At 37.9% G+C, this 24,354-nt stretch carries 20 protein-coding genes; 10 read left to right on the top strand and 10 right to left on the bottom strand.

Features of this window, described 5'->3' with window-relative positions; all coding sequences use genetic code 11:
- Positions 1–68: 68 nt before the first annotated feature.
- Positions 69–608, bottom strand: a complete 540-nt coding sequence (locus tag KG732_RS06145) for a CopD family protein (RefSeq protein ID WP_213521726.1) — start codon at positions 606–608, stop codon at positions 69–71.
- A 372-nt stretch (positions 609–980) separates the two neighbouring features.
- On the opposite strand from KG732_RS06145, the gene KG732_RS06140 reads away from it, so the two are divergent.
- Positions 981–1,736 carry a patatin-like phospholipase family protein gene (locus KG732_RS06140; RefSeq protein ID WP_213521576.1) on the top strand — a complete coding sequence of 252 codons (756 nt, stop codon included), beginning with the start codon at positions 981–983 and terminating at the stop codon, positions 1,734–1,736.
- A 63-nt stretch (positions 1,737–1,799) separates the two neighbouring features.
- On the opposite strand, the gene KG732_RS06135 is transcribed toward KG732_RS06140, so the two are convergent.
- The 4 genes from KG732_RS06135 to KG732_RS06120 form a co-directional block, all read right to left on the bottom strand.
- Positions 1,800–2,429, bottom strand: a complete 630-nt coding sequence (locus KG732_RS06135; RefSeq protein WP_213521575.1) for a carbonic anhydrase family protein — start codon at positions 2,427–2,429, stop codon at positions 1,800–1,802.
- Positions 2,430–2,452: 23 nt separating this feature from the next.
- On the bottom strand, positions 2,453–4,045 hold the full coding sequence (locus tag KG732_RS06130) for a SulP family inorganic anion transporter (protein WP_213521574.1): 1,593 nt from the start codon (positions 4,043–4,045) through the stop codon (positions 2,453–2,455).
- A 102-nt stretch (positions 4,046–4,147) separates the two neighbouring features.
- The gene (locus KG732_RS06125; RefSeq protein ID WP_213521573.1) at positions 4,148–4,474 is read right to left on the bottom strand and encodes a hypothetical protein; all 327 of its coding nucleotides are present in this window, start codon (positions 4,472–4,474) and stop codon (positions 4,148–4,150) included.
- Positions 4,475–4,627: 153 nt separating this feature from the next.
- Positions 4,628–5,149: an OmpH family outer membrane protein gene (locus tag KG732_RS06120; RefSeq protein ID WP_213521572.1), complete on the bottom strand. Its 522-nt coding sequence runs from the start codon at positions 5,147–5,149 to the stop codon at positions 4,628–4,630.
- Between the two features lie 333 nt (positions 5,150–5,482).
- On the opposite strand from KG732_RS06120, the gene KG732_RS06115 reads away from it, so the two are divergent.
- The gene (locus KG732_RS06115; RefSeq protein ID WP_213521571.1) at positions 5,483–6,379 is read left to right on the top strand and encodes a DUF6263 family protein; all 897 of its coding nucleotides are present in this window, start codon (positions 5,483–5,485) and stop codon (positions 6,377–6,379) included.
- Between the two features lie 59 nt (positions 6,380–6,438).
- On the opposite strand, the gene KG732_RS06110 is transcribed toward KG732_RS06115, so the two are convergent.
- Complete coding sequence (locus KG732_RS06110) at positions 6,439–7,788, bottom strand: DEAD/DEAH box helicase (RefSeq protein ID WP_213521570.1); 1,350 nt, start codon at positions 7,786–7,788, stop codon at positions 6,439–6,441.
- A gap of 380 nt (positions 7,789–8,168) precedes the next feature.
- Between KG732_RS06110 and rlmF the strand changes: the two genes are divergently transcribed.
- From rlmF to KG732_RS06090, 4 genes are all read left to right on the top strand, one after another.
- The gene (gene rlmF, locus KG732_RS06105) at positions 8,169–9,002 is read left to right on the top strand and encodes a 23S rRNA (adenine(1618)-N(6))-methyltransferase RlmF (RefSeq protein WP_213521569.1); all 834 of its coding nucleotides are present in this window, start codon (positions 8,169–8,171) and stop codon (positions 9,000–9,002) included.
- 19 nt (positions 9,003–9,021) lie between these two features.
- Complete coding sequence (locus tag KG732_RS06100) at positions 9,022–10,365, top strand: AAA family ATPase (protein ID WP_213521568.1); 1,344 nt, start codon at positions 9,022–9,024, stop codon at positions 10,363–10,365.
- Positions 10,365–11,618, top strand: a complete 1,254-nt coding sequence (locus tag KG732_RS06095) for a tetratricopeptide repeat protein (protein WP_213521567.1) — start codon at positions 10,365–10,367, stop codon at positions 11,616–11,618. The genes KG732_RS06100 and KG732_RS06095 overlap by 1 nt, the downstream gene beginning before the upstream one ends.
- Before the next feature lie 93 nt (positions 11,619–11,711).
- On the top strand, positions 11,712–11,876 hold the full coding sequence (locus KG732_RS06090) for a Lacal_2735 family protein (protein ID WP_213521566.1): 165 nt from the start codon (positions 11,712–11,714) through the stop codon (positions 11,874–11,876).
- 196 nt (positions 11,877–12,072) lie between these two features.
- Here the strand turns inward: KG732_RS06090 and argS are convergent, their stop codons facing one another.
- Positions 12,073–13,857 carry an arginine--tRNA ligase gene (gene argS, locus KG732_RS06085; RefSeq protein WP_213521565.1) on the bottom strand — a complete coding sequence of 595 codons (1,785 nt, stop codon included), beginning with the start codon at positions 13,855–13,857 and terminating at the stop codon, positions 12,073–12,075.
- A 123-nt stretch (positions 13,858–13,980) separates the two neighbouring features.
- On the opposite strand from argS, the gene KG732_RS06080 reads away from it, so the two are divergent.
- The 4 genes from KG732_RS06080 (at position 13,981) to KG732_RS06065 (ending at position 20,725) form a co-directional block, all read left to right on the top strand.
- On the top strand, positions 13,981–14,406 hold the full coding sequence (locus tag KG732_RS06080) for a hypothetical protein (RefSeq protein WP_213521564.1): 426 nt from the start codon (positions 13,981–13,983) through the stop codon (positions 14,404–14,406).
- 204 nt (positions 14,407–14,610) lie between these two features.
- The gene (locus KG732_RS06075; RefSeq protein ID WP_213521563.1) at positions 14,611–15,510 is read left to right on the top strand and encodes an ABC transporter ATP-binding protein; all 900 of its coding nucleotides are present in this window, start codon (positions 14,611–14,613) and stop codon (positions 15,508–15,510) included.
- A gap of 2 nt (positions 15,511–15,512) precedes the next feature.
- On the top strand, positions 15,513–19,199 hold the full coding sequence (locus tag KG732_RS06070; RefSeq protein WP_213521562.1) for a M1 family aminopeptidase: 3,687 nt from the start codon (positions 15,513–15,515) through the stop codon (positions 19,197–19,199).
- Between the two features lie 98 nt (positions 19,200–19,297).
- A complete protein-coding gene (locus tag KG732_RS06065) occupies positions 19,298–20,725 on the top strand; it encodes an SDR family oxidoreductase (RefSeq protein WP_213521561.1) in 1,428 nt (475 codons plus the stop codon).
- Positions 20,726–20,807: 82 nt separating this feature from the next.
- Here KG732_RS06065 and ctlX read toward each other — a convergent pair whose 3' ends face one another.
- From ctlX to KG732_RS06050, 3 genes are all read right to left on the bottom strand, one after another.
- Positions 20,808–21,737: a citrulline utilization hydrolase CtlX gene (ctlX, locus tag KG732_RS06060; RefSeq protein ID WP_213521560.1), complete on the bottom strand. Its 930-nt coding sequence runs from the start codon at positions 21,735–21,737 to the stop codon at positions 20,808–20,810.
- The gene (locus KG732_RS06055) at positions 21,738–22,658 is read right to left on the bottom strand and encodes a dimethylarginine dimethylaminohydrolase family protein (RefSeq protein ID WP_213521559.1); all 921 of its coding nucleotides are present in this window, start codon (positions 22,656–22,658) and stop codon (positions 21,738–21,740) included.
- A 163-nt stretch (positions 22,659–22,821) separates the two neighbouring features.
- Positions 22,822–24,108, bottom strand: a complete 1,287-nt coding sequence (locus KG732_RS06050) for a citrate synthase (RefSeq protein ID WP_213521558.1) — start codon at positions 24,106–24,108, stop codon at positions 22,822–22,824.
- Positions 24,109–24,354: the final 246 nt, after the last annotated feature.

Here is a 24,354-nt window from a genome sequence, read left to right as displayed (position 1 = left end):
CTTTTTAATAGAGGAGTTAACTTTTAATCTCGCTTTCGCGAAAGCGGTAGTATTAATGCCTGATGCCCCTAATTTCTATCTCTAAACCTTTTGTAAAGCTTAAAAAGGAGCATCAAGATAACGGCAAAAACGAAAAGCCCTATCAGACCGTAAATCCAATTGATCGCACTCTTAACGATAACTAAAAAAACTACTGCAAACAAAATAAGGGTAGCACCTTCATTATAGATGCGCATGCCGTTAGAGGTCCATTTCACCACATCCTTTTGCAATTCCTTTTGTATAAAATGAGTTTTAATATGATAGATAATGAGAAGCAATACAAAGCCTAATTTAACTTGCATCCAAGCAGCCTGTAACCAGTAAGGGTTTAAGATGAGTAACCATACCGCAAAAACTGTAGTAAGAATAGCACTGGGCCAGGTAATGATATACCACAGCCTACTCGTCATGATCTTTAGCTGTTGAAGTAAAATGCTTTTTTCTGGCTCCGGCTTTGTATGTGCCTCGATCTGGTACACCAATAATCTTGGGATATAAAAGAGTCCAGCAAACCAAGTAACTACAAAAATGAGGTGCAGGGATTTTACATAAGGATAAAAGTCAATTTCCATAAAAGTGGTAACGTAAAGTATAAACACTAAGTGAGTCCACAAATTTAGGCATTAAATAACAAGATGCTGCAGCTCCATTTCTTTATTACAAAACATGAATGCTAATTCTAAATAAGTCTGGAAGTCACCAAGGTCATTCTTTATTTTTTTATCCTTTTAAAAAAAGCCATATGAAAATGGAGCAAGATTGTCCATCGCTTCTAGTTACTATCACCTTATAAACGCTATATTGTGGGTTGAGCATACCAAATGAAATCAGGTGTAGAAATGTTAGATCTAAAAAGTCACCCAACACGGGACGTCGCACCATTTTTTATTGATGAAAAACAGCCGTGCCACAGGATTAAAGAATAAGGAAGAAAAAAAATGAAAATAGGTTTAGCACTTTCGGGAGGTGGGGTAAGAGGTGTCGCACATGCTGGAGTCATAAAGGCTCTTCAAGAGCATGGTATTCTCATCAATCAAATCTCTGGAACAAGTGCTGGAGCCTTGGTAGGTGCTCTTTATGCCAAAGGAATAGAAATGGAAGAAATCTTTCATTTTTTTGAAAAGTCCACCCTTTTCGATCCTAGAAAAATCGCCTTTAAACAAGCTGGATTTATCAAATCTTCTGTTTTTACAGAACACTTAGCTTCCTATATCCCTGAAAATAGTTTTGACTCCTTAGAAATCCCACTAACGGTCGCAGCCACTGATCTTAATGCTGGAAAACTCAAAATATTTAAAGAGGGTGATTTGTACCTACCCATTCTGGCAAGCGCTGCTTTTCCAGGAATATTCACGCCAGTAGAAATTGAAGAAAATACTTATGTAGACGGAGGTGTTTTAAATAACTTCCCTATCAACTTATTAGAGGCTTGTGATCTTAAAATAGGCAGCTACCTGAACAAGGTGGATCTTTCAAAGCAAAAGTTCAAACACTCCTACGATGTCGCGGGTAGAGCTTATACCATCAATCAATACCAGCAGGACAAAGCAAAGTTTAGTCAATGTGATTTATTGATAGAACCTGATTTATTTAACTATGGTTTGTTCAGTTTTAATGCTATGAAAGATATTTTTCAAATAGGATATGAAACAGCCTCTCAAGGTTTAAAAAACACAACTATTTTTGATGAATAGCAAGCAACAAAGCCCTCCATTAAATGGAGGGCTTTGTTATTGTAAATCAAAATACAGCTGCTTTTAACTATAAAATTCAACAGCCCCAGTAGCAATATCATACATAGCTCCTATGATTTTAATATCTCCGTCCTCTTCCATCTCATTTAAAACTGGGCTTTCTTTGCGTATTCTATCAATAGTAAGCAGTATGTTTTTTGCAGAAACAGCATCCACAAAATCTAAATTTTTAGAGGTACGTAACGCTTCTTCCTTAGGCTCGATCACTGCATATACCGCAGGTTCAATCTTCTGAATAAGCTTAGTGAGATTTCCTAATCTGGCATGATCACAAGCCCCTTTTATAGCGCCGCAGCTGGTATGCCCTAAAACGACCACAAGCTTGGTACCGGCAAGTTTACAAGCAAACTCCATACTTCCTAAAATATCTTCATTTACAAAATTACCCGCGATACGAGCACTAAATATATCACCTAGACCTTGATCAAAAACCAACTCTGCTGATACACGAGAGTCGATACAACTAAGAATAGTCGCAAAAGGAAATTGACCATCACGGGTATCGTTTATTTGTTGTAATAAATTTCGGTTTGCTTTTAAGTTGTTGAGAAATCGCTCGTTACCTTCAATTAAAAACTGCAGCGCCTTCTCAGGCGTCATGGTAGCTTGTGATTCTTTAGTATGTACTTTCATTTAATTTTCTTTAAAATTTAATTTTACTTTTTAGACCTCCTTTTGAAGAATTCAGAAAAACTCTCTGGGTTCTCTTCTATACCCAGCTCAGAAATTAACAGGATATTGATTTCTCTATTAGCTGCTTTTTCTCTGAAATCATCTAGTATCTCAATCACATCGTGATCTAAATAATTGGTTTTGGTAACATCCAGTTCCAGATAGGTATTTCTGGGTAAGTGATCCAATTCTTTTAAAATAGTGGCCTTATTAAAAAAGGTGACTTCTTCTGCAAGGCTCATTTTAACTTTGTGCTTGCCTGTTTCATCACTTTCAGTGGCATGAAGGAAATGAGAGTTTTGATAACTTTGAAAAAGGGTGATCATAATTCCTATGGCCAGACCTACTCCTACCCCCAATAAAAAGTTGATTTGCAGTAATACAACCGTTACAATAAAAGGAATAAACTGTCGCCATCCTACTGTCCACATTTCTTTAAAAACACTTGGTTTTGCCAGCTTATAACCCACTATAAGCAATATGGCCGCGAGCACCGACAGCGGTATTTTATTCATTAAGGCTGGAATAATAATAATAGATCCCAATAATAAAAAACCGTGTAAAACAGTACTCATCTTTGTCTTTCCCCCAGACTGTATGTTGGCACTACTTCTCACAATCACTTGGGTAATAGGTAACCCACCTATAAATCCAGAGGCCATATTACCTACTCCTTGTGCTATCAATTCTTTATTGGTAGGTGCAACTCTTTTTAAAGGGTCTAATTTATCTGTAGCCTCAACCGATAGTAATGTTTCTAGAGAGGCCACTAAAGCAATGGTAAATGCAGTAATAAGCACATCTACATTACCTATTTGACTGAAATCCGGAAATCTAAATTGACCTACAAACGAATCAAAGTTCTCTGGAATAGGAACGTTTACTAAGTGTTCATCAGAAATATTCCAATAGGATAAATCGCTGGTAAACATATAGTAGATAATCCCAACCGCTACTGCAACTAGTGGACCTTGAATAACTTCAAATAGTTTTGATTTACCACTTAGAACATTGCTCCATAAAAGTAAAATTGCCAGTGCGATACAACCAATCAACGTAGCTCCTGGACTGATGTACGCTCCTATGTTTACGATCTCACTAAAGGTCGTTTCTCCATCAATCTGAAAATAATCCATATCGCCTTGTGGATCATTATCTAATCCAAAAAAGTGTGGGATTTGCTTCAGAAATATGATAATACCTATACCGGTGAGCATCCCTTTGATCACTGAAGAAGGAAAATAGTATCCTATAATCCCCAACTTTAATAAACCAAAAACAATTTGAATTGCTCCACTCACTACCACAGCAACTAAAAAGATTTCAAAACTTCCTAAATCTGTAATAGCCGTGGCTACTATAGCAGCCAGACCGGCAGCTGGACCACTTACTCCTAATTGAGAGCCACTTAAAGCTCCTACTACTATACCTCCTATTATTCCTGCAATAAGTCCTGCAAAAGGTGGTGCACCACTAGCTAATGCTATACCTAAACACAACGGCAAGGCGACAAAAAACACAACAATACTTGCTGGTATGTCTTTTTTTAAATTTTTAAACGGGTTTGATGAATTCATAAAATGGAATATCGTCCCTATAACTACAGGGAAATGAAGAATCAATTTGACTACAAATTAATACTTTGATGAAAAAAATTTGAAAATACTCTCGTGTTACTTCTAGGAAATGAATTCAGGAGGCGGAACCAATATCTCCTGAGAGCAATCAGACCAAAGATGTGGAATGAAATGAACCAAATGTACTTCAACAAAAGCAGCGTTTTTGGATTCAAAAAAGAATAACTCAGTAATCGTTTTTTGGTTTTCTAACTCGGTGTCTGTGTATTCTTCTTGATCAGATGATCCTTCTATATCAGTTTCCAAAATAGATACGTCATATTCCGTATTTAGACATACCTCAATAACAGGCTGGCCTAAAAATAAAGCAGCGATAAGCAACACAATTATGTTCCCTATTAAATGATGAGTTGCTAAAAAGTTTTTCAATGGAATTACTGCTTGTGATATATAAACAAATATAATGATTCCTATAAATGAATCTTATAGATCACGACTTTTTTATAAAAACTTTAGTTCACTACACCACAAAAAAAAATCACTCCGCTAGAAGTGATTTTTTTAAATAGTAAGGGTTACGTCTTATTCTTCAGGTATAGCGATACCTAATTCTAAAGCTACTGCTTTACTGATATTGGCATCTTCTGTCGCATAAGATACAGCGCTAATATCTACTATAATCTTATATCCTCTGGAAAGAGCTACTTTTTTAATAGCTTCGTTAAGTTTCTGAGAAAGAGGAGCCAACAATTTGTTTTGCTTCTCCCCTAGCTTTAACTCCGCTAGTTTTTTGCTGTTCATCAATTCATTCTCTAAAGCCGTAGCCTGAGACTTGTAGATCTCTAACTCTGCATTAAAAGCCGCTTCATCCGTCGCTGTCTGACGTAATTCTTGCACTTTAGCCTGAAGCTCAGCCATTTTTTCTTTTACATTGTTCTCGGCCTTCTGATCATCAGCTTTTAATGAAGCTGCTAGTTTGCTGATTTCCTGTTGTGCTGTTTGAAATTCTGGCACAGATTGTAAAAGAGCTTCAGAAGCTACATAACCTGTTTGTGCCATTGCCGTTCCTGCTGCAAGGAATACTACTAAAAGTAATTTTTTCATTTTTTATTTAAATTAAGGTGTGCAAGATAGTTAAGTTCGTTTAGATTTTAAGGCTTATACCCTGATCACTTTTCAACTTTTAAACCTCTTTTCTACCATTTAGTGTTAATTAGTGTTAGGATTACTTTTTATCTCGCTTTCGCGAAAGCAGCACACTACTAATTGGTAAAACTAGTTAGACCTCCTTAAGGGAGCAAGAACGCCTTAGATAAAATTTTTATACTGAAAATACCAAGAATAGCCCTGTTTTCAACCTTTACGTAACGTTAGAAAATCGTTAAAGTCACCTGTAAATCATTTGATGACCTTACATTTACCACTCAACCAAAAACTATGAAAAAGACTTTATTATTGATCGCTATATGTTGTGTCATGATCACAACAGCTCAATACGATATGGTTTACCAACTTGAAAAAGGTGGCGTTTACCCACAAAATCTAGTGGTTACTAGTGAACAAAATCAAGTTATTAACGGCCAGACTCAAGACATTACGACTGTCATTTCTACAGCGTCTGATTTTGTAGTTACCGATATTAAGGATGGTATTTATTCCATCGATATCATTGTTAAAAAGATGTCCAATAACACTAAAACCGCCATGGGAACTGAAACCATGTCTTCTGACGGAGCTGCTTCTAACCCAATGAATCAGATGTTTAAAAATATGATTAAAGACCCTATTAAAATTACCATGAACAATAAGGGCGTCCTATTAAGTTTTGATAATAGCGCGCAACTTGTGGGACTAACAGAGGGTATGGAATTGCCAGAAATGCAATTGCTGCAGATTGAAGGGGCTATGAAAAAAGAAATGAGTGCCGAAAAGCAATTAGATAGCTACCATAAAATTACTCAACTATTACCGAAAGAAGAGGTCAATATAGGTGATACTTGGGTTCAAGAAACTACTATTAACTCCATAGCTACTTTTAAATCAACCACCACATACCTCTTAGAAGCTGTAACAGATGAGTCGTACATCATCACCTCTTCTGCTATGGTAACAACCCCAAAAGATGCCACTACCGACTTAATGGGGATGAAAGCAAAGTATGATTTGTCTGGCCCTTTAAAAGCAAGTTACACCATAGATAAAAAAACCGGCTGGATCAAAAATGCTCGTATGGAGCAACGTCTAGATGGAGCGGTACTGATTGAAAAATCTGAAACCATGCCTCAAGAATTAAAAATGACCATGAGCACTACCACCACAACGCTTATTGAGTAAGCGGTATACCGCATCAAAAAAGCCGTTTAAGAAATGTTTCTTAAACGGCTTTTTTATGCTTATTTCTTATGGCGCCTATTCGCTCCTTTATCACCTCGAGTTTTAGGTTTTTTATACTTCGCTGCTATAATGCGGCGGTAACTACCGCCTTCATTGGTCTTAGAATTTTTCTCACTTCTATCGTGAAAAGCAGCACCTCGCTCGTCTTCGATCGCTTTATGCGGATTAAACATCTCGCGCACTATAGGTTTCTCTTCAGGCGTTTTTTGCTTGGAGACCTCTACTTCTTCAGGAAAAGCCAGTTCAGGAATCTTATAATTCATGAGTCCCTCTATCCTTTCTTTATCATCTTTTTCTTTCTCTGTGTAAAAAAGAATAGACCTACCCCTTTCTTCGGCACGACCCGTTCTTCCGATACGATGCATGTAGTTTTCTGGAAATGCTGGCACATCTAAATTGATAACATGAGAGATTTTATCCAGATCCAGACCACGAGCCATAACATCTGTAGCTACTAAAATGCGGCTTTCCCCCTTATCAAAAAGCTCAATAGATCGCAATCTATAATTTTGTGTCTTGTTGGAGTGAATAACAGAAATCTCGCTTCCGTAATGAGGACTCATCACTTCTTGAAGTCTATCGGCACTCTTTTTATTTCCTACAAAGACCAGTACTTTATGAAATTGCTCTTGATCACTTACTAAGTGCATGAGCAAATTTGCTTTGGTGTAGAAGTTTTCTACGGCATAACAAGACTGTTCTATATTTTCTAATCGCGTACCAGAAACTGCAATGGAAATCTTATCTGGGTTATAAAAATATACTTTTATAAAATCTTCTATTTGAGCGGTCATTGTTGCTGAGAACATGATGTTTTGACGTCGCTTAGGCAAATGATCAAAAATATTAGTCAGCTGAAATCTAAAACCTAGATCAAGCATCACATCTACCTCATCGATCACCACCTTTTTACAGTTTTTAAAGTTAACCGTCTGACTCACGATAAGGTCATATAATCGCCCAGGTGTAGCTACAAGAACGTCAACACCTTCTGCATAGGCTTTCTTTTGAGTATTGATATTGACCCCTCCGTAGATTCCCAATACTTTTAAATTCATATATTTAGAATACTCTTTGATGTTTTCTGTTACTTGCACTACCAGTTCTCTAGTAGGAACTAGAACTAACACTCTAGGATCATCAATCTGTGCGTATTTTAACTCGTGTAACAATGGCAGCATGTAACCCAAAGTTTTACCAGTTCCTGTTTGCGCGATTCCTATCATATCACGTCCAGAAAGAATGACTGGAAAAGCCTCCTCTTGAATAGGTGTCATGGTCTCAAAACCCAATTCTTCTAACCCGTTCTGCAAGGGCGTTTTGAGGTTCAGATCAACAAAGCTTTTCATAATCGAACATTTTTGCAAAGATACGTCTTTAAGATGACCATTATTAAACCCACCTACTTGTTAAAAATTGAAGTGCAACAACCCTAAAATCGCTTTTGCTGCAGCATAACTTAAAAACCAATACCGATACCCCCTTATTGACGGCTATTTAACGCCTTATAATTACGGATCTTCCAATTCCCACTTCTAGAAAGCCTTTGCTTGTAGGCCTTAAATTCACTGTAAATTAAAATGAACGTATACTCCCTCAAGTGTTAAAAGGTTGGTAAGGATGTTGAGTATGCACCCCTGCAAAATACCTTGGTCGATAACGCGGCAAAAAGGAACTTTTAAAGCTATAAAATCATCGAAAACAGCGCACTAAAAAGTATCTTTGCAGCATGCATTTAAGAAACATACACAGGTACGGTTACGACTTTCAAAAACTAATAGCTACGCATCCAGAATTAGGAAATCATCTTGTTGAAAGTCCTGCTGGTGCTGCGACTATTGATTTTAGTGACGCGGCTTCTATTTTGGAATTCAACACCGCTTTATTAAAACAACATTATAAAGTCACCTATTGGAAACTTCCAGAAGGTTCTCTTTACCCACCTATCCCTGGTCGTGCAGACTATATACACCATTTGGCAGATCTTGTTGGAAAGGGAAGTAAAGATGGCTTGGACATAGGTTGTGGCGCCAGTGCTATCTATCCTATTTTAGGGAATTCGATTTACGACTGGAAGATGGTAGGCTGTGATGTAGAGGATGAGAGTGTTGCTTTTGCGAAAAAAAATACCTCCAAAATGGACTCGATAGAAATACGCCATCAAATCGATAAAGGTCATATCTTTAAAGGGGTCATTCGAGAAGGAGAACGCTACGATTTCACCATGTGCAACCCACCCTTTTATGGGAGTGAAGAAGAAGCGGTAAAGGCTAACCTGTCCAAACAGAGAAAGCTAGGTACTTATGAAGAGCGACGCAACTTTGCTGGTCATGCTCACGAGCTTTGGTGTAACGGTGGGGAAGCCCTTTTTATCAAGCGCATGATTAAAGAATCCGTTGCTTATAAAGCTCAAATAGGATGGTTTACTTGTCTGCTTTCGCGTAAGCAACACCTAAAAAAACCCTTAAAGCAATTGGAAAAACTTCAGGCAGAAGTGAAAGTGATAGAAATGGCTACAGGAAACAAAGAGTCTCGATTTGTGGCATGGAGGTTTAAAAGTTAGAAAAGATTGAAGAAGAGAAATGGACGATAAGACAATTCAAAATTTACGAGAAGCTCTGGAGTTCTCTCCAGACAATATTCCTTTAAGGTTGCACCTTGCAGAATCCCTGCGTCTGGCAAACATGCTGGAAGAAGCCGAGGAAGAATACGAGATTATTTTACAATACCAGGCAGAGCCTAAGGCGAGAATAGGACTGGCACTTATTTCTTATAAACAGAAAAACTATTCTAAAGCCATTGTGATTTTAGAAAGTCTGATCCAAGAAGGAAATAAGGATCTCGATACGCATTTATTTTATACCAGGTCTTTAGTGCGATCTAACGATATAGAACAAGCTATAGATGCTTATCAAGACTTACTAAAATACCATCCTGAATTTAGTGATGACGAATTGGATAAGGAATTGAGGTTGCCTTCTAACGGCGCTGGAGATGACTACGATGAGGACGACGATTACGATGATGATTATGACGACGGATTTAATGAATCCAGTATTTTTATAGAAAAACCAGAAATCAGTTTTAAGGATGTAGGTGGCATGGAAAATGTCAAGCGAGAGATCGACCTTAAAATTGTGCAACCCCTACTACATCCAGAAATTTATAAAGCCTACGGTAAGAAAATAGGTGGTGGAATTCTACTGTACGGTCCTCCAGGATGTGGTAAAACCTATATTGCAAAAGCCACGGCTGGACAAATTAATGCCAAATTCATATCCTTAAACCTCAACGATATTCTGGATATGTGGATTGGTAATTCAGAAAAAAACCTACACCGTATTTTTGAAGTAGCCAGAAACAACACCCCTTGTGTTCTTTTTATTGACGAGATCGATGCACTAGGTGCCAGCCGTAGTGACATGAAACAAAGTGCGGGTAAAAACCTGATCAATCAGTTTTTACAAGAACTGGATGGTATTTCTAACGATAACGAAGGCTTATTAGTTTTAGGAGCCACGAATATGCCTTGGCATCTGGATACGGCATTCCGCCGTCCCGGAAGGTTTGACCGCATCCTTTTTGTACCCCCACCAGATGCTCCAGCACGGGAAGCTATTTTTGATCTAAAGCTAGAAGAAAAACCCACTACAGCTATAGACACAAAAGCACTGGCAAAAAAAGCTTTAGAGTACTCGGGTGCTGATATAGAAGCCGTGATCGATATCGCTATAGAAAATAAACTAGAAGACGCGATCAAGTCTGGTGTACCTCAACCACTGACGACTAAAGACCTTTTAAGATCCTTAAAACAACACAAACCCAGCACCAAAGAATGGTTTGTCACTGCCAAAAACTTTGCAGTGTATGCTAATGAATCTGGGCTATATGATGATATACTTCATTACTTAAAAATCAAAAAGTAATGACTGAAGCTTTATACGAAAGAGCCTATTTACTCTATCAACAAAGAAGGTATTCTCAGTCGGAAGACATTCTCAACCAAGCGCTGACTCAAGACCCCAACGACATCTCTTGTTTGCATCTTCTTGCCGAGGTCAACCTTGCTCAAGGCGACCCTAAAAAAGCAAAGCACTTTATTGATATCGCCATAGGGCTCGCTCCATCCATGGCCCAACTGTACGCTACTAAAGCGAAAATTATGTTGGATGTAGAGCGGTATGATGAAGCTGAAGAATTACTTAAAGAAGCTATAAGCCTGAATGCTCAAGAACCACAAAATTATGCCATGCTGGCTCATGTTTCGCTTTCGCGAAAGCGGTATAAAGACGCAGAGCAACTCGCCGAAAAAGCATTATCTCTAGATCCAGCTAACCTGCTTGCACTCAATGTAAAAAGCACTTCCCAACTCAAGCAAAATAAAAGAGCTGCCTCAGAAGAAACTTTAAAAGGTGCCTTGGGGGAAAACCCGGAAGATTCTTATACGCATACCAATTACGGTTGGAACAAACTGGAGATGGGCGATCACAAAGCAGCTTTAGAACATTTTAAAGAAGCCTTAAAGTACGACCCTAATAATTCTTATGCCCAAGCCGGGATGATGCAAGCTTTGCAAGCCCGATATTTTGTGTACAGATGGTTCTTGAAATATCAGTTTTGGCTGGGGAATATGGGCGCCAAATACCAGTGGTTTTTTATCATTGGATTTTATTTGGGAACTCGAGCCATTAGCTATGCAGCAGAAACAGTTCCCGCGTTAGAACCTTTTCTTACTCCAGTAGTAGTTCTTCTGGCTTTAATTGCCTTGAGCACGTGGGTGATAGGTCCTGTGTCCCAATTGCTATTCAGCTTTAATAAATATGCCAAGTTCCTGTTGAGTAAAAAAGAAAAACAAGCTGTTATTTTTACAGCTGTATGCATACTTATCTCCTTTTCGGGTGTGGCAGGATACCTACTCCTGGACGATTTCAGATTCTTAATGCTCGCTATAGCCGGACTTATTTTAATGATTCCGTGGAGCATGTTTTACATGGAAACTAAACCTGCTTTAATGATGCCGCTCGCTGCTGGAATCATGACACTGATCGCAGGAATTGCTCTTTACATTAGCTTTACTACAGAAGACGTTATGAATGTTTTTGTGACTGCCTTTTTGATCAGCTTTTTTGCTTTTCAATGGTTTGCAAATGCGGTGAGCATCAAAAGAAGTAATATTTGAGAATTAGGAACCTAACTTTCAGGAACTCTTTAGGGAGTGACAAGTTTTACGGAAAGTTGTTGGTATATTCTCGACTACTTAAAAAAGATTATAATGTTCGGATTATTCAAAAAGAAAAGTGAGATGGAAAAATTGCAAGAGCAATATCAAAAACTCATGAAAGAATACCACAGCCTTTCTACTACAGACCGCACGGCAAGTGATAAAGCCTACGCTGCTGCCGATGTGATTGCCAAAAAAATGGATGCGCTGAACTAAGATTTTAGTCGCTGTTTTCAATTCTCTTTTTCATTAGAAGGTCCGCTGTATCCAAAATGGATCACAGACATATTTCAGTGCTGTCACTTTGCTAGCATTTAAAAATGTGCTCTGAATTTTTCTGGAGGTAACCACCTATGGCATTCCAAAAGTTTTTCCTATAAAGACTCACCAACTCACCAGCTCAAAGACTAGCTTACATTTGCTCAGGAACTTCGATTCCCAATAAGGCACAAGCGCTTTTTACAACCGCTGCAGTTTTATAACACAACAACAAACGGAATTGCTTGAAGTCGGCATTTTCTTCTTCTACAATCTTAGGAACATTTTGATAAAAGGAATTGAATTCTTTGACCAGTTCGTACACATAATTTGCTATTAGCGCTGGACTGTATTTATCTGCCGCGCTCTGAATCACTTCTGGAAACTGTTGCAAAGACATGATTACTGCCGTGTCCTTGTCTGTCAATTCTAAATTGGTCGCGCTATTTAATTGGCTCGAATCAAATCCAGATTTCTGTAAAATAGATTGGATACGCGCGTGTGTATATTGAATAAACGGGCCTGTATTCCCTTGAAAATCTACTGATTCCACCGGATCAAACAGCATGCTTCTTTTAGGGTCTACTTTCAGCATAAAATACTTTAAAGCTCCTAATCCGATCATGTTGTAGAGTCGTTCTTTCTCCTGTTCAGAAAGCCCTTCTAGTTTCCCTTGTTCTTGCGCGATGGCTTTAGCAGTGGATGTCATTTCTTCCATCAACTCATCGGCATCAACTACAGTTCCTTCACGGGATTTCATTTTTCCAGAAGGAAGCTCTACCATTCCATAACTTAGGTGGAACAAGTTCTCTGCCCAATCAAAACCTAGTTTCTTTAGGATAAGAAACAATACTTTAAAGTGATAATCCTGCTCATTACCTACGGTATACACCATAGAATTAATGTCGTGATCTTTTACACGTTGTATAGCAGTTCCTATATCTTGGGTCATATACACCGAGGTGCCATCACTGCGCAGTACGATTTTTCGATCCAGTCCATCTTCGGTAAGGTCGATCCATACCGATCCATCAGGGTCTTTTTCAAACACCCCTTTGTCGAGCCCCTGTTGTACAACATCTTTACCTAACAAATAGGTATTGCTTTCGTAATACAAGCTATCAAAATCAACTCCTAAATTATGGTAGGTAGTTTTAAAACCGTCATAGACCCATGAGTTCATTTTTTCCCAAAGGGCTACTACCTCAGCATCACCTTGCTCCCATTTTTGAAGCATTTGTTGAGCTGCTAATAACGATGGAGCTTCTTTTTTTGCTTCTTCTTCGGTCTTGCCTTTTGAAATAAGCACGGCTATCTCTTTTTTATATTCTTGATCAAACTTAACGTAGTAGTTTCCTACTAGTTGATCTCCTTTTAAACCTGTAGACTCTGGTGTCTCTCCATTAGCGTATTGCTCCCAAGCCAGCATGGATTTACAAATGTGAATACCCCGATCGTTGATGATCTGTGTTTTATTGACTTTACGACCCGTAGCCTTAATAATACTAGCTACCGAATAACCTAACAGGTTATTTCTAACATGACCTAAGTGAAGTGGCTTGTTGGTATTGGGCGAACTGTATTCTACCATTACTCCGGGTTGACTTGCATCTACTTCAACTGTGCCATACTTCTCATTACTAAGTATGCGATTAAAATCGGTCAAGAAGGCTGTGGAGGAGACGCTAATATTCAAGAACCCTTTAATAACTTCGATATCGGTGATCAAGTCTGTATGTTCTTTTAGATAAATTCCAATTTGCTCACCTATTGCGGCTGGATTGCCTTTAATATGACGCAACATAGGAAATACCATAATGGTATAGTCTCCGTTTTGATCCTTTCGCGTAAGCGTAATCTCCACATCTTGCAGCTTAATAGAAAAAATAGATAGTACAGCTTCCTTCGTAGCCTGTTCTAGTTGTTGAAACAGCGTCATAAGTAAAAAATTTAAGCCCGCAAAGATAAGTATTATGAAAGGCTTTAGAGATTCAACGAACTAATTGGATCAAGCATTTGATTTTACTGAACTAATAACTGATCCAAGAACCCTACTTTTTTTATGCTGCATAACGTCTCTTATAACAACCCAAAAATTGATCGAGAAATTTCTAAGGAAGTAGGTGCCGTTCTCACCTTAAAAGAACGCTGGAAAATAAAAGGATCTGGATCCCCTAAGCTGTTGATCAATTCTTGCAGCATACAGATTCACAATTTAATGGTACTGGATAACAATGCCAATTCCTGCAATATCGAGATACGTGAAAAAGGAATCGTTCTTAGGTTCCGATCTTTATTAGAGACCTATGCACTACCAATCCCGTATTACAAACTTACGATCTACAAAGGTCGCGCTCAAGAATACAGTATTCACAGAGATAATTACTTTGTAAAAGTAAAAGCCGACCACAAACGCATTCATAAATTTTTTGAAAAGTTATCTCAATTAAAACTAGATCAAGGATTTGAATTTATTGATGATTTATAAAATTGTCAACTAGCAAAAATTAAAATTACTTTTATAGCATTGAAGATTACATTCTTCCTTTTTAAAACGTACCGTGTAGAACATGCTTTTTTTTGAATTTCACCTTTCCCTTTGGGCTGTGTGTGGTTTTTAACTTTTGTGCTATAAAGGTGTAACAAATTATGAAGAAGAGGTACTAACGTTGCAACCCTAAAATCCCATCACATGATTCTTAGCTTAAAGAATGTTTCCAAGACGTATTCTAATGGTGTAAAAGCACTTGATGATGTATCCATAGATATCCATGCAGGAATGTTTGGCCTATTAGGTCCTAACGGTGCTGGTAAATCTTCTCTGATGAGAACCATAGCTACGTTGCAGTCTCCTGATTCGGGCAGCATACATTTAGATGGTTTAGACATTTTAAACAACAAGATTGAGTTTAGAAAAACCTTAGGTTATTTGCCACAAGAATTTGGTGTATACCCTAAAATGAGTGCGAATGATTTGCTGCATTACTTTGCCAGTCTAAAAGGCGTTACCAGTAAATCAGAGCGCAATGCTATTGTAGCCAAAGCTCTAGAGGTTACCAACCTAACCGATGTTCAACACAAACATGTCGCAGGATATTCTGGAGGGATGAAGCAACGTTTTGGTATCGCTCAACTTTTATTGAACGACCCTCAATTAATCATTGTTGATGAACCTACCGCAGGACTTGATCCAGCAGAGCGCCACCGTTTCCTCAACGTATTACGGGAAATAGGAACCAACCACATCGTTATTTTCTCTACTCATATTGTAGATGATGTCAAGGAATTATGTACCGATATGGCCATATTGAACGGCGGGAAGATCCTGGCTCAAGCAACTCCTAAGCAAATGGTGGCTGCGCTTACAGGTAAAATTTGGACCACAACGGTAGCTAGAGATGCCATCGAACAACTGCAAAAAGACTTTAATGTCATTTCTTCTAATTATAATGAGGATAATACATTAAATGTTCGGGTTTTTGGGGAACAAAGCCCTGGTGAATCTTTCACAAAAGCACCAGCTTCGTTAGAAGATGTTTACTTCACCACCCTTAGTAATGATCAACTCATTGCCGAAACAGAAAAAGCCTAAATATGTTCTCTACTATATATTTACACGAGATAACAACTTGGTTCAAGAAACCACTTTTTTACCTATATACAGCCGTACTTTTTCTATTGTCTGTCACTATTTCTGCTATTGCGGTGGGTGTTTTTGACAGTGATAATGTGACTGTAACAAGTGCTATTCAACTTAATGGTGCTGTAGGAATCTACGGTTTGTTGGGCTTTTTTGCAATACTGTCTTATTTGCTTATTCCTTCGATTATAGGTGGCACCATGCAAAGAGATTTTAATAACAACATGCATCAAGTGTTGTACTCTTATCCACTAACTAAATGGAATTATCTCTTAGCCAAATTTAGTGCTGGAATGTCAATAAGCATTATAGTGGTTATTGCAAGCCTGCTCGGTATTACGTTAGGCTTTTACCTGCCTGGAGCAAATGAAGAGTTAGTAGGCCCTTTCAAGATCATGAATTACCTTCAACCATTTTTGATTTACATCATTCCTAATATATTTTTTTATGGGGCTATTGTATTCGCTATAACTGCATTTTTACGAAATGTGAATATAGGATTTATGTTGGTATTGGTGATCATCATCCTTCAGATCGCGGCTCAAAGCAGCGTACCAACAATGGATGACTCCTACTGGGTAGAATTGTTAGAACCTACAGGAGATAGTGCAACTTATGCACAAATCAAATACTGGACACCTGAAGAACAGAGCACACAATTGATTCTCTTAGAAGGAACCTTATTATACAACCGCTTGATATGGTTAGGAATTTCATTAATGGTATTCGTTGGAGTTCTATTTGGCTTCAATTTCTCTCAAAATCCTTCAAGCCTTTCTCTTACTAGGAAAAAATCACAACGTGTCATTAAGAAGAATTTCGGCACCATAGAAAAAGTAATCATGCCTCGTGTTAAGCAAGATTTATCATTTTTGGGACAGCTTAAAACTTCGTGGATTATTTCAAAATCAGATACTTCCTATATCGTTAAAGGATGGCCATTTATCATCATTGGTTGTGTAGCGTTTGCTTTTTCATTGCTCACAATGTTGATTACAGGACAACAATACGGAACAGATATTTTACCTAAAACATGGGTAATGCTGCAGTTTGCAGGTGGTATTTTTAGCACTTTCGCTTATTTATTAATCTATTTATACAGTGGTTTGATTATGGACCGTGCAAAAGCAGCACACATCAATCAACTCGTAGATGTAACACCTACTAAAAACTGGAGCATGTTGCTCTCTAAATTTATAGCGCTGTTATTTATGGTAGCTACCCTCCTGGTTATTGTTATCTTGAGTGGTGTGATCATACAGTTTTATAACGGATTTTTTGAGGTGGAGTTGCCTTTATACCTCTTTGATTTATACGTAATTAATATATGGGATTTCATTCCATGGATACTAATGTCCTTACTCATCCATACCTTAATTAAAAATAAGTGGGTAGGCTTAATTGTTTTATTAGTGCTGGCTTTAGGAGTACCTGCATTATTAAATGCGCTAGGTGTTGAGCAAGGTCAGTTTATATTCAATCAAGGTGCAGGAGCTCCAAGCCCAAGTGATATGAATGGTTATGGTGATGGACTCGCCCGTTATTTTACTTACAGAGTCTATTGGATTTTATTGAGTACGGCATTATTTTCGCTTTCGATAGTATTCTACCGTAGAGGTATGAATACCAATATTAAAGAACGTGTCGCTTTCGCGAAAGCGAGATTATCCAAACCAATAATAACCATATTAAGCATTTCTTTGATAGGGTTCTTTGCTATAGGGGGGTATATATGGAAGGTCAACAATATAGATAATGAGCAAACTTCAGGAAAAGAACAAGAAGTAAAACGCGTCAACTACGAAAAAGAGCTAAGCAAATTTGCAACAGCACCTCAACCCCGTCTAGTAGCCGTAACTACCTTTATGGACGTTTTCCCAGATACTAGAGATTTTAAAGCGGGTGCGACCTACACCTTAGTAAATCAAACATCCCTTGCCATAGATACCCTACATGTCAACTATCCCGACCGCCCAACTGCAATTGATCTAGATAGAACGACTAAAATTGTTTATGATCAAAAAGATTACTTCTATAGGATGTATCAATTGGAAAAACCTTTGCAGCCTGGTGATACCTTAATTATGAAGTTTACAACTGAGAATAAGCCTAATACCTTCTTTAACAATAATTCTCCGGTTGTTCATAATGGAACTTTCATCAACAACAGTATATTTCCATCTTTAGGGTACGACGAGCAAGGCGAAATACGCAATACACAAATACGAGAGAAGTACAACTTGCCTCCTAAAGACCGCTTACCTGATCCCGATGCTCCTGGCGCTAGAGACAACAATTACATAGGCGGTAATAGTGATTGGATCGATTTTGAAGCTACTGTGAGCACTTCAAGCGACCAGATTGCTATTGCACCAGGTTACCTAATTAAAGAATGGGAAGAAGGTGGAAGAAAATACTTTCACTATAAAATGGACTCTAAAATCTTAAACTTCTACGCTTTTTTAAGTGGTCGCTACGATGTAAGAAGAGAGGAACACGACGGAATAAAACTTGAAATCTATTACCATCCCGATCATATTTACAACATAGATCGCATGATGAATGGTTTAAAAAATGGATTAGATTATTATAACGATAACTACACCCCGTATCAACATAAACAAGTGCGTATTATTGAATTCCCTAGAACTGGTGGAGGCTTTGCTCAAGCCTTTCCAAATACCATTCCTTTTAGTGAAGCTATAGGTTTTATTGCAGACGTAGATGATGATGACAATGATAATGTAGATTATCCTTTTAGTGTCACGGCTCATGAATTGGCACATCAATGGTGGGCGCATCAGGTCATAGGTGCCAACGCAAAAGGAGCAACGCTTTTATCAGAAAGTTTATCGGAGTACAGTTCATTGAAAGTTTTAGAAAAAACCAACGGAAAAGAACAAATGCGCAAATTTCTTAAAGTGTCCATGGATGGCTATCTTTTAGGAAGAACCTTTGAGCAAATAAAAGAAAACCCCTTGATGTACAATGAAAATCAACAATACATTCATTATCAAAAAGGTTCTTTAGTGCTTTACGCCATGAGCGATTATCTCGGAGAAAAAAAATTCAATAATGTCATCAAGAGATTTGCCGAAAAGTATCAGTTCCAAGGTGCGCCTTATCCTGTAGCTACAGAATTTGTAGATGACATTAGAGCCGTAACACCAGACTCTTTGCAATATCTAATTACTGATATGTTTGAAACCATAACTTTATATGATAACAAAGTAAAAAAAGCAAGTTATACCGAATTAGAAAATGGCAAATATCTGGTAACTATAGATGCGATAGTTAGTAAGTATAGGTCTGACGAAAAAGGGAAATCTGTTTATAAGAATGCAGCAGGTAAGAGTATTTCTTATACTCCTGAAGGAAAAAATAAAGCCCTAAACTCATTACCCCTAGCTGATTATATTGAGGTTGGGGTTTTCGGTAAAGAAGAGGAGAAAACAGGAATAGCAAAAGTACTTTATTTAAAGAAAATAAAAATAACTGATATTTCTAATACTTTTGAGATCGAAGTAGACGATCTACCTGTTGAGGCGGGAATAGATCCTTACAATAAACTTATCGATAGAAGTAGTGATGACAATCGCTCTATTTTAAACAAAAAAATAAGGATCCTTAAACAACAATAAGAAATTATCACATTGTCTAAAACGCTATCTTCTAGATGGCGTTTTTGTTTTAACAAACTTATACCTTAGTTACAGCATTTGTATGCTATCTTTAACTTATGAAAGTATTACTTACAGGAGCAAACGGTTATATAGGCGTGCGCCTTCTCTATGAATTATTAAAAGAAGATCACGAAGTTGTTTGTGCGGTACGCAGTGCTGCAAGACTTTCTGTACCTCAAGAGATCAAAGACCAAATTGAAATTATAGAAATTGATTTTCTCAAATCGCCTGGAGATCACGCGCTACCTAAGGATATTGATGCCGCTTATTATTTGATCCATTCTATGTCTTCTAGTACGGATCATTTTGATCAAATGGAAGCTGATAGTGCCCATCGTTTTGTGGAGCTGATTCAGCAAACCAATTGTCAACAGGTCATTTATCTATCTGGGATTGTCAATGAAGCACAGCTAAGCAAACACTTGCTTTCGCGAAAGCGAGTAGAAGACATACTCTATACCGGTAATTTTCATTTGACCGTATTACGAGCAGGAATCATCGTAGGTAGCGGTAGCTCCTCTTTTGAAATTGTACGAGATCTTTGTGAAAAACTACCCGTAATGGTTACTCCAAAATGGGTCAATACTAAAACACATCCAATTGCGATACGCAATGTCATGAGTTTTTTAATGGGTGTTTTAGGGAGAGAAGATTGTTACGATCAGAGCTTTGACATAGGCGGAAAAAGCATACTGACCTATAAAGAAATGATGTTAGGATACGCTAGAAATAGGGGTTTAAAACTCTATATTTTTACTGTTCCAATTATGACTCCTAAACTGAGTAGTTACTGGTTGTATTTTGTAACTAGTACCAGTTATAAGTTGGCTCAAAATCTGGTCGACAGTATGGCGATCGAAGTAATTGCCTCAACAAATAGTTTAGCAGAAAGATTAGGTATTGAACTGTACAACTATCAAGAAGCACTGGATATGGCATTTGCAAAAATAGAGCAAAACCAAGTGGTAAGTAGCTGGAAAGACTCGATGGTGAGCAGCAGATTTAAACGCAGTCTCAATAAATATAAAAAGGTGCCTAGCTATGGATGCCTAAAGGATGCACAGCAACTAGAAACCTCAGATGCTGCAGCCGCTTTAGAGCGTATCTGGTCTATAGGTGGCAAAAACGGGTATTACTACGCTACTTTTTTATGGAAAATACGCGGTGCAGTAGATAAGCTTATTGGTGGTGTCGGATTAAGACGCGGTCGCACAAATGCAGACAAAATATACGCTGGAGATGCGCTGGATTTTTGGCGTGTACTTGTGGCAGATAAAGAAGAGAAAAGACTGCTGCTTTTTGCAGAGATGAGGGTACCTGGTGAAGCCTGGCTAGAATTTGAAATCGATAAAAACAACGTGGTGCATCAAACAGCTACCTTTAGACCTCGAGGTATTTGGGGTAGATTGTACTGGTATTCGATGCTGCCTTTTCACTATTTTATTTTTTCTGGAATGATCAGGCATATAGCGACCGGAAAATAATACCTACAAGAATAACGCATACCAACACTGTGCTCTCTAAAAAAGGCAGCATTAATGCTGCCTTTTTTAGAGAGGTATTAAGTTATGCCTTAGGTAAAAAGACCTCTGCCATCATACATCTTACCGAGCCACCACCTAATGTTTCTATGGTTGCAATAGAAGGATGAAGGATCTCGTTGTGCTTTTCTAATTTGGCAATTTGAGAAGCTGTAAGCGACTTATAAGCGCTATCACTCATTACTAGAAGGCGCTCCCCTTTATCATTGTGTACCTGGATCATATTACCCGCATAGGCCTCAACTTGATTTTCGGTAATAACAATGACTTCTTTACCGTCTTCTTTAAGGTGTTTCAGCACATTTTTAGCCTCTTTTTTATCATCTATACAGTCCAAGCAAATCACTGCGTAATTTTCTCCTAGAGCCATCATGACATTGGTGTGATAAATAGGCAGTCTTTTGTCTTCTACGCTTTGATAAGCGGTGAAAATTACTGGAGTGTATTCAAAATCCTCACAGAATTCGATCATCAGCTCTTCATCTGCTCTTGGTGAGATGCTGCAATATGCTTTGCGATTTACTCGGTCGAGCAATAAACTACCAGTACCTTCGAGAAAGTAACCTTCCTCCTCAGCACTGCTGTAATCAATGACATTGTTGATTTGAAAACCTTCTGCCTCCATCAATTCTATGGCATCTGGTCTTCTTTCTCGACGTCTGTTTTCTGCAAACATGGGATATAAGGCAATATCTCCATTTTCATGAGTAGAGATCCAGTTGTTTGGAAATATAGAGTCTGGAGTATCAAATTCTATCTGATCTTGTACAATTAAAACACGTATCCCTTTTTCTTCTAAAGCTGCTGCAAAAGCATCAAATTCATCTTGTGCTTTTTTATTAGGATCTAGGATCCTAATTTTACCATCTTGGTAATAATTATTTACAGCAGTTTCTTCGTTCAACCGAAACTGCACCGGGCGAACCATTAAAATAGTGTCGGTAATCTGTCTCATCTAGTCTCTAATTAAGGGTAAAGTAGAACATCTCAAAAGTCCTTCTTGTTTGGAAATCTCTGCATAAGGAACTTCTTCTACAGTTATTCCATGGCTGCGCAACCAAGCGTTTAATCTGGTAAAATTCTTTTCTGACACCACCACATCTGGAGCTATAGAAAAAATATTTGAATTCATGTGATACATCTCTTCTTGAGTAATTTCAAAACAGTTTTCACGTCCGAAGAATGCTACTAAATACTGGTATTCTTCTTCTATTAAAAAGCCGTTTTTGTGTATGATGCACTTGCCATCTCCTACTGGTTGAAAACAACAATCTAAGTGCAAGGCGTTATTATAAGGATCTAAATTATCTTTTCTCAAATCAAAAGAAACTACCTTTTTGTGAGGAAAGCTATCTTTAAGCCACTGTACTCCTTCGACATTGGTGCGGGCGATAATATGGTCTTTATAATCCTCTCCTCTATAGGTCCCAACAAATATATGATCGCCGTATAGCATGACGTCACCGCCTTCTATGTGCACTTCTTCTGGTGGTCGTATTACGTAATTAGGATCCATTTGATCAACTATATACTGAATAGCATCCAGTTCTTCTTCTCGATCAGGAAGAATATTTGCTTTTACAAATATATGGTCAATGACAAAACCTATATCTCTAGTAAAGATTTGGTTGCAATCTTCTAGTTGTTCTGGTCTAAAGACTTGAACATCATACTTTTCAAAAACGGCTGCTACAGCTTCCATCTCGTTGATCATGTCTTCATTTGTAGGATAGGTTCCCGCAATGATATGTTCGCGAGACTTAGGATCGTAAGCATCGTCTACAGATGGGACCGGACCATTGCTGCGTGCGGTTCCCAAAACGACACTTCTCAGCCGTGAAGTCTCGTCAGTTACATGAAGGTTTATTTTTTCCATTTTGCTAATTTAGTAATAAAAATATCCTGTTCATTTTGGCTTTACAGAATAAAATGAACAGATATGTGTTCAACCTTTTAATATAGACTCCAAATAAAAACTCCTAAAAAGCAAGCTTTTCAGGAGTTGTATAAGTCATCTTTTTTTTAAGAAATACAAGGATTTACCTGTTTGAAACTTCTTTGAATGCTCTGTGTTTTTCACCGGTATATACTTGACGTGGTCTTCCTATAGGTTCTTTGTTTTCTCGCATTTCTTTCCATTGTGCAATCCAACCTGGTAAACGACCCAATGCAAACATTACCGTAAACATCTCTACTGGAATCCCCATAGCACGGTAAATAATACCAGAATAGAAATCTACATTAGGATATAATTTACGGTCTACAAAATAAGGGTCATTCAAGGCTTCTTTTTCAAGACCTTTAGCAATTTCTAGGATGGGATCTTCTACACCTAATTTTTCTAGAACATCGTCTGCTGCTACTTTAATAATCTTTGCACGTGGATCAAAGTTTTTATATACTCTATGGCCGAATCCCATTAAACGGAAAGGATCATTTTTATCCTTTGCTTTGGCCATGTATTTCTTAGTATCACCGCCATCTTCTTTTATCGCTTCAAGCATTTCAAGAACGGCTTGGTTTGCACCACCGTGAAGTGGGCCCCAAAGTGCCGAAATACCAGCGCTTAAACTTGCGAAAAGACCTGCATGTGAAGAACCTACCATACGTACAGTGCTGGTAGAACAGTTTTGCTCGTGATCAGCATGAAGGATTAATAATTTATCTAGTGCATTAGAAACCACAGGGTCTATTTTGTATTCCGAATTAGGTCTTTTAAACATCATTTTAAGAATGTTATCTACATACCCTAAACTATCATCTCCATAATCAAGTGGTTGTCCTGTGCGTTTTCTTAATGCCCATGCCACAAGAACTGGAAACTTACCCATGATATTCACTATAGCATTATACATGTCTTCTTTGCTGTCGGCATTTACAGAAGCAGGATTAAAAGCAATCAGCGCGCTGGTCAATGAAGAAAGCACTCCCATAGGGTGAGCAGATTTAGGAAAACCATCAAGAATTTTCTTTATATCTTCATCTACATGAGATTTTGTCTTAATATCAGAATGAAATTTATTCAACTCCGCCTCAGTAGGTAATTCTCCAAAAATCAATAAATAGGCCACTTCGAGGAAATCGGCTTTATCAGCTAACTCTTCTATTGAGTACCCTCTATATCTCAGGACTCCCTCTTCTCCATTAAGAAAAGTGACTGCACTGGTACAACTTCCCGTATTTTTATAACCAGGATCAATTGTAGTAAGTCCACCAGTGGCACTTCTCAACGTTTTTATATCTATTGCCTTTTCACCTTCTGAGCCAGTAATTACAGGAAATTCATACTTCTTGCCCTCAAACTCTAATGTCGCCTTGTCTGCCATGTTACATTTTGGATTTTTATTTGCGAAAATACTGCACAACCATTGATTTTCATAGATTTTAGGATATGAAGTTCCATACTTTAATAAAATATTTAGTTTTAATAAACGGATAGTGTAATTTAAAACTTGAAAAGCCATCAAATTGACAAGAGCAGGTTGGAATTTCGCTTTCGCGAAAGCGAGATAAGCTGCTATTTAAAAACAAAACGACGACCAAAAAGTCGCCGTAATGCCATTTGCAAGATC

It is taken from the genome of Nonlabens sp. (assembly GCF_018401815.1).
Lineage (GTDB): Bacteria > Bacteroidota > Bacteroidia > Flavobacteriales > Flavobacteriaceae > Nonlabens.
The sequence above is the reverse complement of the archived record's forward strand: the minus strand, read 5'-3'. Positions and strand labels throughout refer to the sequence as shown.

What these genes read in the sequence shown, in the direction of transcription:
- KG732_RS06140 (WP_213521576.1), top strand. Translation starts at nt 981, where the DNA reads ATGAAAATAGGTTTAGCACTTTCGGGAGGTGGGGTAAGAGGTGTCGCA.
- KG732_RS06135 (WP_213521575.1), bottom strand. Translation starts at nt 2,429, where the DNA reads ATGAAAGTACATACTAAAGAATCACAAGCTACCATGACGCCTGAGAAG.
- KG732_RS06130 (WP_213521574.1), bottom strand. Translation starts at nt 4,045, where the DNA reads ATGAATTCATCAAACCCGTTTAAAAATTTAAAAAAAGACATACCAGCA.
- KG732_RS06120 (WP_213521572.1), bottom strand. Translation starts at nt 5,149, where the DNA reads ATGAAAAAATTACTTTTAGTAGTATTCCTTGCAGCAGGAACGGCAATG.
- KG732_RS06115 (WP_213521571.1), top strand. Translation starts at nt 5,483, where the DNA reads ATGAAAAAGACTTTATTATTGATCGCTATATGTTGTGTCATGATCACA.
- KG732_RS06110 (WP_213521570.1), bottom strand. Translation starts at nt 7,788, where the DNA reads ATGAAAAGCTTTGTTGATCTGAACCTCAAAACGCCCTTGCAGAACGGG.
- rlmF (WP_213521569.1), top strand. Translation starts at nt 8,169, where the DNA reads ATGCATTTAAGAAACATACACAGGTACGGTTACGACTTTCAAAAACTA.
- KG732_RS06100 (WP_213521568.1), top strand. Translation starts at nt 9,022, where the DNA reads ATGGACGATAAGACAATTCAAAATTTACGAGAAGCTCTGGAGTTCTCT.
- KG732_RS06095 (WP_213521567.1), top strand. Translation starts at nt 10,365, where the DNA reads ATGACTGAAGCTTTATACGAAAGAGCCTATTTACTCTATCAACAAAGA.
- KG732_RS06090 (WP_213521566.1), top strand. Translation starts at nt 11,712, where the DNA reads ATGTTCGGATTATTCAAAAAGAAAAGTGAGATGGAAAAATTGCAAGAG.
- argS (WP_213521565.1), bottom strand. Translation starts at nt 13,857, where the DNA reads ATGACGCTGTTTCAACAACTAGAACAGGCTACGAAGGAAGCTGTACTA.
- KG732_RS06080 (WP_213521564.1), top strand. Translation starts at nt 13,981, where the DNA reads ATGCTGCATAACGTCTCTTATAACAACCCAAAAATTGATCGAGAAATT.
- KG732_RS06075 (WP_213521563.1), top strand. Translation starts at nt 14,611, where the DNA reads ATGATTCTTAGCTTAAAGAATGTTTCCAAGACGTATTCTAATGGTGTA.
- KG732_RS06070 (WP_213521562.1), top strand. Translation starts at nt 15,513, where the DNA reads ATGTTCTCTACTATATATTTACACGAGATAACAACTTGGTTCAAGAAA.
- KG732_RS06065 (WP_213521561.1), top strand. Translation starts at nt 19,298, where the DNA reads ATGAAAGTATTACTTACAGGAGCAAACGGTTATATAGGCGTGCGCCTT.
- ctlX (WP_213521560.1), bottom strand. Translation starts at nt 21,737, where the DNA reads ATGAGACAGATTACCGACACTATTTTAATGGTTCGCCCGGTGCAGTTT.
- KG732_RS06055 (WP_213521559.1), bottom strand. Translation starts at nt 22,658, where the DNA reads ATGGAAAAAATAAACCTTCATGTAACTGACGAGACTTCACGGCTGAGA.
- KG732_RS06050 (WP_213521558.1), bottom strand. Translation starts at nt 24,108, where the DNA reads ATGGCAGACAAGGCGACATTAGAGTTTGAGGGCAAGAAGTATGAATTT.